This window comes from Pseudomonas sp. UV AK001 (assembly GCF_046097675.1).
Classification (GTDB): domain Bacteria; phylum Pseudomonadota; class Gammaproteobacteria; order Pseudomonadales; family Pseudomonadaceae; genus Aquipseudomonas; species Aquipseudomonas kribbensis.
Map to the genome: position 1 here is coordinate 1 of NZ_JBJUVZ010000018.1, position 15,482 is coordinate 15,482.

12 protein-coding genes and 1 tRNA gene are annotated in these 15,482 nt (G+C 56.0%); all 13 read right to left on the minus strand.

Going from position 1 to position 15,482, the window contains the following annotated elements; translation table 11 throughout:
• A partial coding sequence (locus tag ACKLNA_RS28925) for a GTP-binding protein (protein WP_007916459.1) occupies positions 1–114 on the minus strand: 114 nt, incomplete at its 3' end.
• Between the two features lie 31 nt (positions 115–145).
• The gene (gene fusA / locus ACKLNA_RS28930; protein ID WP_085712351.1) at positions 146–2,251 is read right to left on the minus strand and encodes an elongation factor G; all 2,106 of its coding nucleotides are present in this window, start codon (positions 2,249–2,251) and stop codon (positions 146–148) included.
• Positions 2,252–2,281: 30 nt separating this feature from the next.
• Entirely contained in the window at positions 2,282–2,755 is a 474-nt protein-coding gene (rpsG, locus tag ACKLNA_RS28935; protein ID WP_007957592.1) for a 30S ribosomal protein S7, read from the minus strand.
• A gap of 109 nt (positions 2,756–2,864) precedes the next feature.
• Positions 2,865–3,236, minus strand: coding sequence for a 30S ribosomal protein S12 (gene rpsL, locus ACKLNA_RS28940; RefSeq protein WP_003186084.1), 372 nt, complete (start codon positions 3,234–3,236; stop codon positions 2,865–2,867).
• 215 nt (positions 3,237–3,451) lie between these two features.
• Positions 3,452–7,651, minus strand: a complete 4,200-nt coding sequence (rpoC, locus tag ACKLNA_RS28945) for a DNA-directed RNA polymerase subunit beta' (RefSeq protein WP_085712352.1) — start codon at positions 7,649–7,651, stop codon at positions 3,452–3,454.
• A 63-nt stretch (positions 7,652–7,714) separates the two neighbouring features.
• Positions 7,715–11,788 (minus strand): DNA-directed RNA polymerase subunit beta, encoded by a 4,074-nt coding sequence (gene rpoB / locus ACKLNA_RS28950; RefSeq protein WP_085712353.1) that lies wholly within the window; start codon positions 11,786–11,788, stop codon positions 7,715–7,717.
• Positions 11,789–12,008: 220 nt separating this feature from the next.
• Positions 12,009–12,374 (minus strand): 50S ribosomal protein L7/L12, encoded by a 366-nt coding sequence (gene rplL / locus ACKLNA_RS28955; RefSeq protein ID WP_007957596.1) that lies wholly within the window; start codon positions 12,372–12,374, stop codon positions 12,009–12,011.
• A gap of 79 nt (positions 12,375–12,453) precedes the next feature.
• Positions 12,454–12,954 carry a 50S ribosomal protein L10 gene (gene rplJ, locus ACKLNA_RS28960; RefSeq protein ID WP_011336174.1) on the minus strand — a complete coding sequence of 167 codons (501 nt, stop codon included), beginning with the start codon at positions 12,952–12,954 and terminating at the stop codon, positions 12,454–12,456.
• Between the two features lie 198 nt (positions 12,955–13,152).
• On the minus strand, positions 13,153–13,848 hold the full coding sequence (gene rplA / locus ACKLNA_RS28965; protein ID WP_011336175.1) for a 50S ribosomal protein L1: 696 nt from the start codon (positions 13,846–13,848) through the stop codon (positions 13,153–13,155).
• Positions 13,848–14,279 (minus strand): 50S ribosomal protein L11, encoded by a 432-nt coding sequence (rplK, locus tag ACKLNA_RS28970; protein WP_003228756.1) that lies wholly within the window; start codon positions 14,277–14,279, stop codon positions 13,848–13,850. Before rplK ends, rplA begins: the two co-directional genes overlap by 1 nt.
• 117 nt (positions 14,280–14,396) lie before the next feature.
• The gene (nusG, locus tag ACKLNA_RS28975) at positions 14,397–14,930 is read right to left on the minus strand and encodes a transcription termination/antitermination protein NusG (RefSeq protein ID WP_007957598.1); all 534 of its coding nucleotides are present in this window, start codon (positions 14,928–14,930) and stop codon (positions 14,397–14,399) included.
• A 9-nt stretch (positions 14,931–14,939) separates the two neighbouring features.
• On the minus strand, positions 14,940–15,308 hold the full coding sequence (secE, locus tag ACKLNA_RS28980) for a preprotein translocase subunit SecE (protein WP_007916493.1): 369 nt from the start codon (positions 15,306–15,308) through the stop codon (positions 14,940–14,942).
• A gap of 45 nt (positions 15,309–15,353) precedes the next feature.
• Positions 15,354–15,429 (minus strand) — tRNA-Trp (locus tag ACKLNA_RS28985).
• Between the last annotated feature and the right edge of the window lie 53 nt (positions 15,430–15,482).

The following is a 15,482-nucleotide window of genomic DNA, read 5'->3' on the forward strand; positions in this document are numbered from 1 at the left end:
CTCGGAGCAGACGCGAGTCAGAGCAGCGGTCAGAGTGGTTTTACCGTGGTCAACGTGACCGATGGTGCCAACGTTTACGTGCGGTAGGGAACGATCAAATTTTTCTTTAGCCACGACAATTAACTCCTAGCCTAAAGGGGCTGAATCAGCCTTGTTTTTTGGTAACGGATTCGACGATGTGCGACGGAGCCGTATCGTATTTTTTGAATTCCATAGAGTAGCTTGCGCGACCCTGAGACATGGAACGAACGTCGGTCGCATAACCGAACATCTCACCCAGTGGAACTTCGGCACGGATAACCTTGCCGGACACTGTGTCTTCCATACCCTGGATCATGCCGCGACGACGGTTAAGGTCGCCCATCACGTCACCCATATAGTCTTCAGGCGTAACAACCTCAACCGCCATGATCGGCTCGAGCAACTCACCACCACCCTTCTGGGCCAGTTGCTTGGTCGCCATGGAAGCAGCCACTTTAAACGCCATCTCGTTGGAGTCGACGTCGTGGTAAGAACCATCGAACACGGTAGCCTTCAGGCCGATCAGCGGATAGCCGGCAACAACGCCGTTCTTCATCTGCTCTTCGATACCCTTCTGGATAGCCGGGATGTATTCCTTAGGAACCACACCACCTACTACTTCGTTCAGGAATTGCAGACCTTCCTGACCTTCGTCAGCAGGAGCAAAGCGAATCCAGCAGTGACCGAACTGGCCACGACCGCCGGACTGACGAACGAACTTGCCTTCGATTTCGCAGTTCTTCGTGATGCGCTCACGGTACGAAACTTGAGGCTTGCCGATGTTGGCTTCGACGTTGAACTCACGGCGCATCCGGTCAACCAGGATGTCCAGGTGCAGCTCGCCCATGCCGGAGATGATCGTTTGACCAGTCTCTTCATCAGTTTTAACGCGGAAAGACGGGTCTTCCTGAGCCAGCTTGCCCAGAGCGATACCCATTTTTTCCTGGTCATCCTTGGTCTTAGGCTCTACGGCAACCGAAATAACCGGCTCCGGGAAGTCCATGCGAACCAGGATGATTGGCTTGTCAGCGTTGCAGAGGGTTTCACCAGTGGTGACGTCCTTCATGCCGATCAGGGCCGCGATGTCACCAGCGCGTACTTCCTTGATCTCTTCACGGGCGTTTGCGTGCATTTGCACCATACGACCCACGCGCTCTTTCTTGCCTTTGACCGAGTTGATCACGCCGTCGCCGGAGTTCAACACGCCCGAGTAAACGCGGACGAAGGTCAGAGTACCCACGAATGGGTCGGTAGCGATCTTGAACGCCAACGCCGCGAACGGCTCGTCGTCGCTTGCATGACGCTCCATCTCTTCTTCCTCGTTATCAGGGTTGGAACCCTTGATAGCAGGAATGTCGGTCGGAGCAGGCAGGAAGTCGATAACGGCGTCGAGAACCAGGGGAACACCCTTGTTCTTGAAGGACGAACCGCAAACAGCCAGAACGATTTCGCCAGCGATAGTACGCTGACGCAGAGCAGCCTTGATCTCGGCGATCGACAGCTCTTCACCTTCCAGGTACTTGTTCATCAGCTCTTCACTGGCTTCAGCCGCAGCTTCAACCATGTTGCTGCGCCATTCAGTGGCCAGCTCGAGCATGTCCGCAGGGATTTCCTTGCGAACCGGAACCATACCCTTGTCAGAGTCGTTCCAGTAAACAGCTTGCATGTTGATCAGGTCGATCTGGCCCTGGAAGTTGTCTTCCGAACCGATAGCCAACTGGATCGGCACCGGAGTGTGACCCAGACGCTGCTTGATCTGACCGATCACGCGCAGGAAGTTGGCGCCAGCACGGTCCATCTTGTTTACGTAAACAAGACGTGGAACGCCGTATTTGTTGGCTTGACGCCATACGGTTTCCGACTGAGGCTCAACACCCGAAGTACCGCAGAACACAACGACAGCGCCGTCGAGTACGCGCAGGGAACGTTCTACTTCAATGGTGAAGTCTACGTGGCCCGGGGTATCGATTACGTTGAAGCGATGCTCGTGCGGGTACTGCTTCTCGGAACCTTTCCAGAAGGCGGTAATGGCAGCAGAAGTAATGGTAATACCACGCTCCTGCTCCTGAACCATCCAGTCTGTGGTCGCGGCGCCGTCATGCACCTCGCCCATTTTGTGACTTTTGCCAGTGTAAAAAAGGACGCGCTCGGTGGTGGTGGTTTTACCAGCATCCACGTGAGCGACGATACCGATGTTACGGTAGCGACTAATCGGAGTAGTACGAGCCATAAAGCCCTCGCAAAATTAGTGAAGCTAAAATTAGAAGCGGTAGTGCGAGAAAGCTTTGTTAGCTTCGGCCATACGGTGCACGTCTTCACGCTTCTTAACAGCAGCACCTTTACCTTCAGCAGCATCCAGCAGCTCGCCAGCCAAGCGCAGAGCCATAGACTTCTCGCCACGCTTGCGGGCGAAGTCTACCAACCAGCGCATTGCCAGAGCGTTACGACGGGACGGACGAACTTCGACCGGAACCTGGTAAGTAGCACCACCAACGCGGCGCGACTTCACTTCGACCAGCGGAGCGATGGCGTCGAGTGCTTTTTCGAAGAGTTCCAGGGGATCGGTGCCGGTCTTGCGAGCCGCAACGGTTTCCAGGGCACCATAAACGATACGCTCGGCAACGGCTTTCTTGCCGCTTTCCATAACGTGGTTCATGAATTTGGCGAGGATTTGGCTTCCGTATTTCGGATCGTCCAGAATCTCACGCTTTGCTGCTACGCGACGTCTTGGCATTGATAAGCCCTCAAACGGTCTTCAGGTTAGTTCGGGACAGATCCTTGAGGATTCGCGCCCGACCTTACTCTTATCGACTCAATAAAATGAAAATCTGCAAAACGGCCGATTACTTCGGACGCTTGGTACCGTACTTCGAACGACCCTGGTTACGGCCTTTAACGCCGGATGTATCCAAGGAGCCGCGAACGGTGTGGTAACGAACACCTGGCAAGTCTTTTACACGACCGCCGCGGATCAGTACCACGCTGTGCTCTTGCAGGTTGTGGCCTTCACCACCGATGTACGAGGAAACCTCGAAACCGTTGGTCAGACGCACACGGCATACTTTACGCAGTGCCGAGTTAGGTTTTTTCGGCGTAGTGGTGTACACACGGGTGCACACGCCACGACGTTGCGGGCAGTTCTGCAGCGCAGGCACGTCGGATTTCTCGACGATACGCTTACGCGGCTGACGTACCAGCTGGTTGATAGTTGCCATCTACTAGCTCCACTGTTGTCTTGCGACGCTATTGTCTTGCAAGAAAAGCAAAATGGCAGGAACGGATTCCCGCCAAATTTAGGGGATCAAGAGTCTAAAGAGGATCTTGTCCCCAGTCAAGGCAAGGCCCCGACCTCCCCGCTCGTCGAACCTCGACAAATTGTCTCGATTCGATGAACGGTTAGATCAGGGCCTCAGCTCATTTATCGCAGAACTCAGTTACCGCTCGAGTTCAGCGCTTCGGTCAGTGCAGCTTCCACTTCACTGGCGCTTACGCGCAACGGCTTGTCTGCATCACGACGACGCTTGCGCTCGCTGTGATAAGCCAGACCGGTACCGGCCGGGATCAGACGACCCACAACCACGTTTTCTTTCAGGCCGCGCAGGTAATCGCGCTTGCCGGTTACGGCCGCTTCGGTCAGTACGCGGGTGGTTTCCTGGAAGGAAGCCGCCGAGATGAACGATTCGGTCGACAACGACGCCTTGGTGATACCCAGCAGAACGCGGGTGAACTTGGAGACAAACTTGTCTTCCGCGTTCAGACGCTCGTTCTCTACCAGAACGTGAGTCAGTTCCATCTGGTCGCCCTTGATGAAGCTGGAGTCGCCGGACTCGGAGATCTCAACTTTACGCAGCATCTGACGCAGGATGGTCTCGATGTGCTTGTCGTTGATCTTCACGCCCTGCAGACGGTAAACGTCCTGGATCTCGTTAACGATGTACTTGGCCAGCGCGCTCACACCCAGCAGACGCAGGATGTCGTGCGGATCGCTCGGACCGTCGGAGATAACTTCGCCGCGGTTTACCTGTTCGCCTTCGAACACGTTCAGGTGACGCCACTTCGGAATCAGCTCTTCGTACGGATCACTACCGTCGTTCGGGGTGATGACCAGACGGCGCTTGCCCTTGGTCTCTTTACCGAACGCGATGGTGCCGCTGACTTCAGCCAGAATCGACGCTTCTTTCGGGCGACGGGCTTCGAACAGGTCGGCAACACGCGGCAGACCACCGGTGATGTCACGGGTCTTCGAAGTTTCCTGCGGGATACGAGCGATAACATCACCGATCGCAATCTTCGCACCGTCCGCAACACCGACCAGGGCGTTGGCTGGCAGGAAGTACTGAGCGATAACGTCAGTGCCTGGCAGCAACAGATCCTTGCCGTTGTCATCGACCATCTTCACAGCAGGACGAATGTCCTTGCCGGCAGCCGGACGATCTTTCGGATCAAGTACTTCAATGTTGGTCATACCGGTCAATTCGTCAGTCTGACGCTTGATCGTGATGCCTTCTTCCATGCCCACGTAGGTCACGGTACCTTTCATTTCGGTAACGATCGGGTGAGTGTGCGGATCCCACTTGGCCACGATGGCGCCAGCGTCGACCTTGTCACCTTCTTTAACCGAAATCACGGCACCGTACGGCAGCTTGTAACGCTCGCGCTCACGACCGAAATCGTCAGCAATCGCCAGCTCACCGGAACGGGACACGGCAACCAGGTTGCCATCCACACGCTCAACGTGCTTCAGGTTGTGCAGACGGACGGTACCGCCGTTCTTCACCTGAACGCTGTCGGCTGCGGAAGTACGGCTTGCCGCACCACCGATGTGGAACGTACGCATCGTCAGCTGGGTACCCGGCTCACCGATGGACTGGGCAGCGATTACGCCGACCGACTCACCGATGTTCACCTGGTGACCACGAGCCAGGTCACGACCGTAGCACTTGGCGCAGATGCCGTAGCGGGTTTCGCAGCTGATCGGCGAACGCACGATCACTTCGTCGATGCTGTTCAGTTCGATGAACTCGACCCACTTCTCGTCTACCAGAGTGCCGGCAGGAACGATGACGTCCTCGGTACCCGGCTTGAATACGTCGCGGGCAATGACACGACCCAATACGCGCTCACCCAGCGGCTCTACAACGTCACCGCCTTCAATGTGCGGAGTCATTACCAGGCCGTGCTCGGTGCCGCAATCGATCTCGGTCACGACCAGATCCTGCGCCACGTCTACCAGACGACGAGTCAGGTAACCGGAGTTCGCGGTCTTCAATGCGGTATCCGCCAGACCCTTACGAGCACCGTGAGTCGAGATGAAGTACTGGAGTACGCTCAGACCTTCACGGAAGTTCGCGGTAATTGGCGTTTCGATGATGGAACCGTCCGGCTTGGCCATCAGACCACGCATACCGGCCAGCTGACGAATCTGTGCTGCGGAACCCCGCGCACCCGAGTCGGCCATCATGTACATCGAGTTGAACGATTCCTGCTCGACTTCGTCGCCGTGACGGTCGATGACTTTCTCTTTCGAGAGGTTGGCCATCATCGCCTTGGAGACTTCGTCGTTCGCTTTCGACCAAAGGTCGATCACTTTGTTGTACTTCTCGCCCTGGGTTACCAGGCCGGAGGCGTACTGGCTCTCGATCTCTTTCACTTCGTCGGTGGCAGCACCGATGATGCGGGCTTTTTCATCCGGGATAACGAAGTCGTTAACACCGATGGAAACGCCGGAAATGGTCGAGTAGGCAAAACCGGTGTACATCAACTGGTCAGCGAAGATCACGGTCTCTTTCAGACCAACCACGCGGTAGCACTGGTTGATCAGCTTGGAGATCGCCTTTTTCTTCATCGGCAGGTTGACGACGTCGAACGACAGACCTTTTGGTACAACCTGGAACAACAGCGCACGGCCGACAGTGGTGTCGACGATACGGGTGTTGTTCACGCTGTTGCCGTCACGATCGTTCACGGTTTCGTTGATACGAACCTTGATCTTGGCGTGCAGCGCGGCTTCGCCGGCACGGAACACACGGTCAACTTCCTGCAGATCCGCGAACACACGACCTTCGCCCTTGGCGTTGATCGCTTCACGAGTCATGTAGTAAAGACCCAATACAACGTCCTGCGACGGAACGATGATTGGCTCACCGTTGGCTGGCGACAGAATGTTGTTGGTCGACATCATCAACGCACGCGCTTCGAGCTGGGCTTCCAGCGTCAGCGGTACGTGCACGGCCATTTGGTCGCCGTCGAAGTCGGCGTTGTACGCAGCACAGACCAGAGGGTGCAGCTGGATAGCCTTACCTTCGATCAGTACCGGTTCAAACGCCTGGATACCCAGACGGTGAAGGGTCGGTGCACGGTTGAGAAGAACCGGGTGTTCGCGAATCACTTCAGCGAGAACGTCCCAAACTTCCGGCAGCTCGCGCTCGACCATTTTCTTGGCCGCTTTGATGGTGGTCGCCAGACCACGCATTTCCAGCTTGCCGAAAATGAACGGCTTGAACAGCTCGAGAGCCATCTTCTTCGGCAGACCGCACTGGTGCAGACGCAGGGTCGGGCCTACGGTAATTACCGAACGACCGGAGTAGTCAACACGCTTACCGAGCAAGTTCTGACGGAAACGACCTTGCTTACCCTTGATCATGTCAGCCAGGGATTTCAGAGGACGCTTGTTCGAACCGGTGATAGCGCGGCCACGACGGCCGTTGTCGAGCAGTGCATCGACAGCTTCCTGCAACATACGCTTTTCGTTGCGCACGATGATGTCCGGAGCGGACAGATCCAGCAGGCGCTTCAAACGGTTGTTACGGTTGATCACTCGACGATACAGATCGTTGAGATCGGAAGTCGCGAAACGACCGCCGTCCAGCGGAACCAGTGGACGCAGATCCGGCGGCAGAACCGGCAGAACGGTCAGCACCATCCACTCTGGCAGGTTGCCGGAACCCTGGAAGGCTTCCATCAACTTCAGACGCTTGGACAGCTTCTTGATCTTGGTTTCGGAGTTGGTTTGCGGAATTTCTTCACGCAGACGGCCAATCTCGTGCTCCAGGTCGATAGCGTGCAGCAGCTCACGGACAGCTTCGGCACCCATGCGGGCGTCGAAATCGTCACCGAACTCTTCCAGCGCTTCGAAGTACTGCTCGTCGTTCAGCAGCTGACCTTTTTCAAGAGTGGTCATGCCCGGATCGATAACGACATAGCTCTCGAAGTAGAGAACGCGTTCGATATCACGCAGGGTCATGTCCATCAGCAGGCCGATACGGGACGGCAGCGATTTCAGGAACCAGATGTGGGCAACCGGCGAAGCCAGTTCGATGTGCGCCATGCGCTCACGACGAACCTTGGCCAGTGCAACTTCAACGCCGCACTTCTCGCAGATAACACCACGATGCTTCAAGCGCTTGTACTTACCGCACAGGCACTCGTAATCCTTTACCGGGCCAAAGATCTTGGCGCAGAACAGACCGTCACGCTCAGGTTTGAACGTACGGTAGTTGATGGTTTCCGGCTTTTTAACTTCACCGAACGACCACGAGCGGATCATCTCAGGCGAGGCCAATCCGATACGGATGGCGTCGAACTCTTCGACTTGACCCTGGTTTTTCAGCAAATTCAGTAGGTCTTTCAAGGCCTTTCCTCCTGGCGGAGCAGAGAGCGGGCAATCCTGCCCCGCTCTCGATCGCGTCACGTGTTATTCGGTTTCCAGATCGATATCGATGCCGAGGGAACGAATTTCCTTGATCAACACGTTGAAGGACTCGGGCATGCCCGGCTCCATACGGTGATCGCCGTCCACGATGTTTTTGTACATCTTGGTCCGGCCGTTCACATCGTCCGACTTCACTGTGAGCATTTCTTGCAGAGTGTAAGCAGCACCGTATGCTTCCAGTGCCCAGACCTCCATCTCCCCGAAACGCTGACCACCGAACTGCGCCTTACCACCCAGCGGCTGCTGGGTAACCAGGCTGTACGAACCGGTAGAACGCGCGTGCATCTTGTCGTCTACCAAGTGGTTCAGCTTCAGCATGTACATGTAGCCAACGGTAACTGGACGCTCGAACTTGTTGCCGGTACGGCCGTCGGTCAGCTGCATCTGGCCGCTTTCTGGCAGGTCCGCCAGTTTCAGCATGGCCTTGATTTCGCTTTCCTTGGCACCGTCGAACACTGGAGTGGCCATTGGAACGCCGCCACGCAGGTTCTTCGCCAGATCCAGGATTTCCTGATCGGAGAAGCTGTCCAGATCTTCGTTACGACCGCCGATCTGGTTGTAGATCTCGTCCAGGAAGGTACGCAGCTCAGCGACTTTGCGCTGCTCTTCGACCATCCGGTTGATCTTCTCGCCCAGACCTTTGGCCGCGAGGCCCAGGTGGGTTTCAAGGATCTGACCAACGTTCATACGCGAAGGTACGCCCAGCGGGTTGAGGACCACGTCGACCGGGGTGCCATTGGCATCGTGCGGCATGTCTTCAACCGGCATGATCACGGAGACCACACCCTTGTTACCGTGACGACCGGCCATCTTGTCGCCCGGCTGGATGCGACGACGGATTGCCAGGTAAACCTTGACGATCTTCAGCACGCCTGGAGCCAGGTCATCGCCCTGCTGCAGTTTGCGCTTCTTGTCTTCGAACTTGTCGTCCAGCAGACGGCGACGATCAACGATGTAGGCCTGAGCCTTCTCGAGCTGCTCGTTCAGAGCATCTTCAGCCATGCGCAGCTTGAACCACTGACCATGCTCAAGACCGTCGAGTACTTCGTCGGTGATGTCCTGACCTTTCTTCAGGCCCGCGCCGCCTTCAGCCTTGTGGCCTACCAGAGCGGAACGCAGACGCTCGAAGGTCGCGCCTTCAACGATGCGGAACTCTTCGTTCAGATCCTTGCGGATCTCGTCCAGCTGGGTCTTCTCGATCGACAGGGCACGAGCATCACGCTCAACGCCGTCACGAGTGAAGACCTGCACGTCGATGACAGTACCTTTGGTACCGGTAGGTACACGCAGGGAAGTGTCTTTAACGTCGCTGGCTTTTTCACCGAAGATCGCACGCAGCAGTTTTTCTTCCGGAGTCAGTTGGGTCTCGCCTTTCGGAGTGACCTTACCAACCAGGATGTCGCCTGCGCCAACTTCAGCACCTACGTAAACGATACCGGCTTCGTCCAGCTTGTTCAGTGCAGCTTCACCCACGTTCGGGATGTCCGCAGTGATTTCCTCTGGGCCAAGCTTGGTGTCACGGGCCACACAGGTCAGTTCCTGAATGTGGATCGTGGTGAAGCGGTCTTCCTGAACCACACGCTCGGACAGGCAGATGGAGTCTTCGAAGTTGAAGCCGTTCCACGCCATGAACGCGATGCGCATGTTCTGACCCAGAGCCAGCTCACCCATATCGGTGGACGGGCCGTCGGCCATGATGTCGCTACGCTGAACGCGATCACCCTTGCTCACCAGCGGACGCTGGTTGATGCAGGTGTTCTGGTTCGAGCGGGTGTATTTGGTCAGGTTGTAGATGTCGACACCAGCTTCGCCGGTTTCAACTTCGTCATCGGCAACACGAACCACGATACGGCTGGCATCAACGGAGTCGATCACGCCGCCACGACGAGCCACGACGCAAACGCCGGAGTCGCGAGCCACGTTACGCTCCATGCCGGTACCTACCAGCGGCTTGTCGGCGCGCAGGGTTGGTACAGCCTGACGCTGCATGTTCGAACCCATCAACGCACGGTTGGCGTCGTCGTGCTCGAGGAACGGAATCAGCGACGCTGCAACCGAAACTACCTGCTTCGGCGAAACGTCCATCAGGGTGACTTCTTCAGGCGCCTTGACGGTGAATTCGTTCAGGTGACGTACGGCTACCAGTTCGTCGATCAGGACTTTCTGGTCGTTCATGGTCGCCGAAGCCTGCGCGATCACGTGATCGGCTTCTTCGATAGCGGACAGGAACACGATCTCGTCGGTAACCACACCCTCTTTCACCACACGGTACGGGCTCTCGAGGAAGCCGTACTGGTTGGTGCGAGCGTAAGCCGCCAGGGAGTTGATCAGACCGATGTTCGGACCTTCCGGCGTTTCGATCGGGCAGACACGACCGTAGTGAGTCGGGTGTACGTCACGAACTTCGAAGCCCGCGCGCTCACGAGTCAGACCACCTGGGCCGAGTGCGGAGACACGACGCTTGTGGGTAATCTCGGACAGCGGGTTGTTCTGGTCCATGAACTGCGACAGCTGGCTGGAACCGAAGAACTCTTTCACCGCCGCAGCCACTGGCTTGGCGTTGATCAGATCTTGCGGCATCAGGCCTTCGCTTTCAGCCATCGACAGACGCTCTTTGACCGCACGCTCAACACGTACCAGGCCAACGCGGAACTGGTTCTCGGCCATTTCGCCTACGCAGCGAACACGACGGTTACCCAGGTGGTCGATGTCGTCGACGATGCCTTTACCGTTACGGATGTCGACCAGAGTCTTCAGTACCGCGACGATGTCTTCCTTGCACAGCACGCCCGAACCTTCGATCTCGGTACGACCGATACGACGGTTGAACTTCATCCGGCCGACCGCAGAAAGGTCATAACGCTCAGGGCTGAAGAACAGGTTGTTGAACAGGGTTTCGGCAGCGTCTTTGGTTGGCGGCTCGCCTGGACGCATCATGCGATAGATTTCGACCAGCGCTTCCAATTGGTTGCTGGTGGAGTCGATCTTCAGAGTGTCAGAGACGAACGGACCACAGTCGATATCGTTGGTGTACAGAGTTTCGATGCGAACGACGCCGGCCTTGGCGACTTTTGCCAGGACTTCGGTCGTCAGCTCGGTGTTGCACTCTGCCAGGATTTCGCCGGTTGCCGGATGCACGATGACCTTGGCGGTGGTGCGACCCAGGACGTAGTCCAGAGGCACGTCCAGCTCTTTGATCCCGGCTTTTTCCAGCTGGTTGATGTGACGGGCAGTGATACGACGACCCTGCTCGACAATTACCTTGCCTTTGTCATCCTGAATATCGAGAACAGCAACTTCACCGCGCAGACGCTGAGGTACCAGTTCCAGGCTCAGGGTCTCGCCCTTAACGTGGAATACGTTGGTGGTGTAGAAAGCGTCCAGCACTTCTTCGGTGGTATAGCCGAGCGCGCGCAGCAGTACCGAGGCCGGCAGCTTGCGACGACGGTCGATACGTACGAATACGCAGTCCTTCGGGTCGAACTCGAAGTCCAGCCAGGAACCGCGGTAAGGAATGATGCGTGCGGAGTACAGCAGTTTACCGGAGCTGTGCGTCTTGCCACGGTCGTGGTCGAAGAACACGCCCGGGGAGCGGTGCAACTGGGAAACGATCACACGCTCGGTACCGTTGATTACGAAGGTACCGTTCTCAGTCATCAGGGGGATTTCACCCATGTAGACTTCTTGCTCTTTGATGTCCTTGATCGCTTTGTTCGACGATTCTTTGTCGAAAATGATCAGGCGCACTTTTACCCGCAAAGGTACGGCGAAAGTTACACCGCGCAATACGCATTCTTTGACATCAAATGCCGGTTCGCCCAGGCGATAACCGACGTACTCCAGCGCAGCATTGCCGGAGTAGCTGATGATCGGGAAAACGGATTTGAAGGCCGCATGCAGGCCCACGTCGCGGAACTGATCTTTAGTCGCTCCCGCTTGCAAGAATTCACGATACGAATCCAGCTGGATGGCCAGGAGGTAAGGCACATCCATGACGTCCGGCAACTTGCTAAAGTCCTTGCGGATACGTTTTTTCTCAGTATATGAGTAAGCCATCAGCGTTCCCCAGCTTGGTCACCTGCTTGTTTGGCCCCTCCCGACGGGAGCAGCCAGAAAATCGTGCAAACCCCATGGTTTGCGCCATCACATCGGATGGTTACAGCTCGTTATCGGCACCGACCGAGTCGGCTGCCAATAACGGAAAAAGGCCGGTGGCAAGAGCCACCAGCCATCAGCCTGTCGCTTGACGCTCGGGCTGGAGGAGCAAAGTCGATGCTTACTTCAGCTCGACTTTAGCGCCTGCTTCTTCCAGCTTCTTCTTAGCGTCTTCAGCAGCTTCTTTCGAAACGCCTTCAGCTACAACCTGAGGAGCGCCGTCGACTTTCTCTTTGGCTTCTTTCAGGCCCAGACCGGTCAGTTCACGAACTGCCTTGATCACGTTTACTTTCTTCTCGCCGGCTTCAACCAGAACAACGTTGAACTCGGTTTGCTCTTCAACAACAGCGGCAGCAGCAGCTGGACCAGCAGCAGCAACAGCAGCGGTCACGCCGAAGGTTTCTTCCATTGCTTTGATCAGCTCAACAACTTCCAGAACGGTTTTCTGGCCGATTGCTTCGATGATTTGTTCGTTAGTCAGAGACATGACTCAATTCCTGATTTGGTGGACAGCCTGTACGGCCGTCGAAATAAACAAAAATACGCGAGATTGGAAACGCTCAGCCTCAGGCTGCAGCAGCTTCTTTCTGATCGCGAATTGCCGCCAGAGTACGAGCCAGCTTGCTGGTAGCGCCTTGAATCACGCTCATCAGTTTCGCAATAGCTTCGTCGCGAGTTGGCAGGCTTGCCAGCACGTCGATCTCATTCGCTGCGAGGAACTTGCCCTCGAACGAAGCTGCCTTGATCTCGAACTTATCCTGACCCTTGGCAAATTCCTTGAACAGACGAGCAGCAGCGCCCGGGTGCTCGTTGGAGAATGCGATCAGGGTCGGGCCGGTGAACGCGTCGTTCAGCACTTCGTACGAAGTGCCAGCAACAGCGCGCTTGAGCAGGGTGTTACGTACAACACGTACGTAAACGCCAGCTTCACGAGCCTCTTTACGGAGTCCGGTCATTGCGCCTACTGTTACGCCACGGGCATCAACCACGACAGCGGACAGAGCGACTTTGGCAGCCTCGTTGACTTCAGCGACGATGGCCTTCTTGTCTTCGAGATTAATTGCCACGGGTTTAACTCCTGCTTGTTACCGTTTCATTCGATCGAAACCGAATGTCGTTTTGGTGTCTGATTCGGTAAGGAACCGGGAGCACCATCTGCGTAGGCTTGAGGTTTAAGACTTGCGTCGCCTACGGTCTTGGATAGCCCCCGCCAGGCAGGGACCCCAATCTTTCAATTGGCGCAGTTACCTGCGCCAATTTTTGTCTTACGCGTCCAGCGAGCTCTGGTCGATGACCAGACCTGGGCCCATGGTGGTGCTCAGGGTAACGCGCTTGACGTAGATACCTTTCGAAGAAGCTGGCTTGATACGCTTCAGGTCAGCGATCAGGGCTTCAACGTTTTCCTTCAGCTTGACGGCATCGAAGCCGATCTTGCCAACGGAAGTGTGGATGATGCCGTTTTTGTCGGTGCGATAACGAACCTGACCAGCCTTGGCGTTTTTAACCGCGGTAGCTACGTCTGGAGTTACGGTGCCGACTTTCGGGTTAGGCATCAGGCCACGTGGACCGAGGATCTGACCCAGTTGACCCACAACGCGCATGGCATCCGGGGATGCGATCACTACGTCATAGTTCAGGTCGCCGCCTTTCATTTCGGCAGCCAGTTCGTCCATACCTACGCGGTCAGCGCCGGCAGCCAGAGCGGCCTCGGCAGCTGGACCCTGGGTGAACACAGCAACGCGAACGGTCTTGCCAGTGCCGTGTGGCAGCACAGTAGCGCTACGAACGACCTGGTCGGATTTACGCGGGTCTACGCCCAGGTTAACGGCCACATCGAACGACTCGACGAACTTGGCAGCTGGCAGCGAAGCCAGCAGGGTTGCGGCCTCTTCGAAGTTGTAGGACTTGCCCGCTTCGATCTTTTCAGCGATAGCCTTTTGGCGCTTGGTCAGCTTAGCCATTACACACCCTCCACGTTAAGGCCCATGCTACGAGCAGAACCGGCGATAGTGCGCACGGCTGCATCCATATCAGCTGCAGTCAGATCCGCGTTTTTGGTTTTCGCGATTTCTTCCAGCTGAGCACGGGTAACAGTGCCAACCTTAACGGTGTTCGGACGAGCGGAACCGCTGGTCAGACCGGCCGCCTTCTTCAGCAGAACCGAAGCAGGGGTGGATTTGGTTTCGAAAGTGAAGCTACGGTCGCTGTAGACAGTGATGATCACTGGAGTCGGCAGACCAGCTTCCAGACCCTGGGTACGGGCGTTGAAAGCTTTGCAGAATTCCATGATGTTCACGCCGTGCTGACCCAGAGCAGGACCAACAGGTGGGCTTGGGTTAGCCTGAGCGGCCTTCACTTGCAGCTTGATGTAAGCGGTAATCTTCTTGGCCATGAGGCACTCCAATTACGGGTTCGAACGCCTCGAAAGGCTCCCCGGTTACTTGCGCGTTTATCCCAGTGACGACAAAACCCCACAGCCTAGGGCTGCGGGGTTGGGATGCTTGTCCAGTTAGACCTTTTCGACCTGACTGAACTCCAACTCTACCGGAGTAGAGCGACCGAAAATGAGCACTGCCACTTGGATCCGGCTCTTTTCGTAGTTAACCTCTTCAACAACACCGTTAAAGTCAGCGAAAGGACCGTCATTGACACGAACGGTTTCACCTGGCTCGAACAACGTCTTCGGCTTCGGCTTGTCGCTACCATCAGCAACGCGACGCAGGATCGCCTCTGCTTCTTTATCAGTGATTGGCGCAGGCTTGTCAGCAGTACCGCCGATAAAACCCATCACCCGAGGAGTATCCTTGACCAAGTGCCAAGTACCCTCGTTCATATCCATCTGTACCAGCACATAACCAGGGAAGAACTTGCGTTCGCTTTTGCGCTTCTGGCCATTACGCATTTCAACCACTTCTTCAGTGGGAACCAGAATTTCGCCGAAGCCATCTTCCATGCCAGCCAGCTTTACACGCTCGATCAGCGAGCGCATGACATGCTTCTCGTAACCCGAGTAAGCATGCACAACGTACCAACGCTTAGCCACGGGACACCCTTAGCCGACAATCAAGGAAACAAGCCAGCCGAGCAGGGAATCAAGCCCCCACAACAGCAACGCCATAACCAGAACAACAGCCACAACAATCAGAGTGGTCTGCGTGGTTTCTTGGCGAGTTGGCCATACGACTTTACGAATCTCGGTACGAGCTTCCTTAACCAGTACAAAGAAAGACTTGCCCTTGGCAGTCTGCAGGCCTACAAAGGCAGCTACAGCAGCAATGACAAGCAAAGCGAGTACACGGTACAGGATCGGCGAAGCAGAGTAATACTGATTGCCTACAACGCCAACCACCACCAAAGCGACCACTACAAGCCACTTGAGCAGATCGAAGCGAGAGCCTTGAGCTTCAGCCTTAGGAGTCATCTATGAAGATCCTGTGAAAAGAAAGCCAGACACACCGAGTGAATCTGGCAGGTCAGGAGGGAATCGAACCCCCAACCTACGGTTTTGGAGACCGTCGCTCTGCCAATTGAGCTACTGACCTAAAACAAAATCAGGCCGACCATTATGCCGGCCCGAAAAATACATTACAACTAT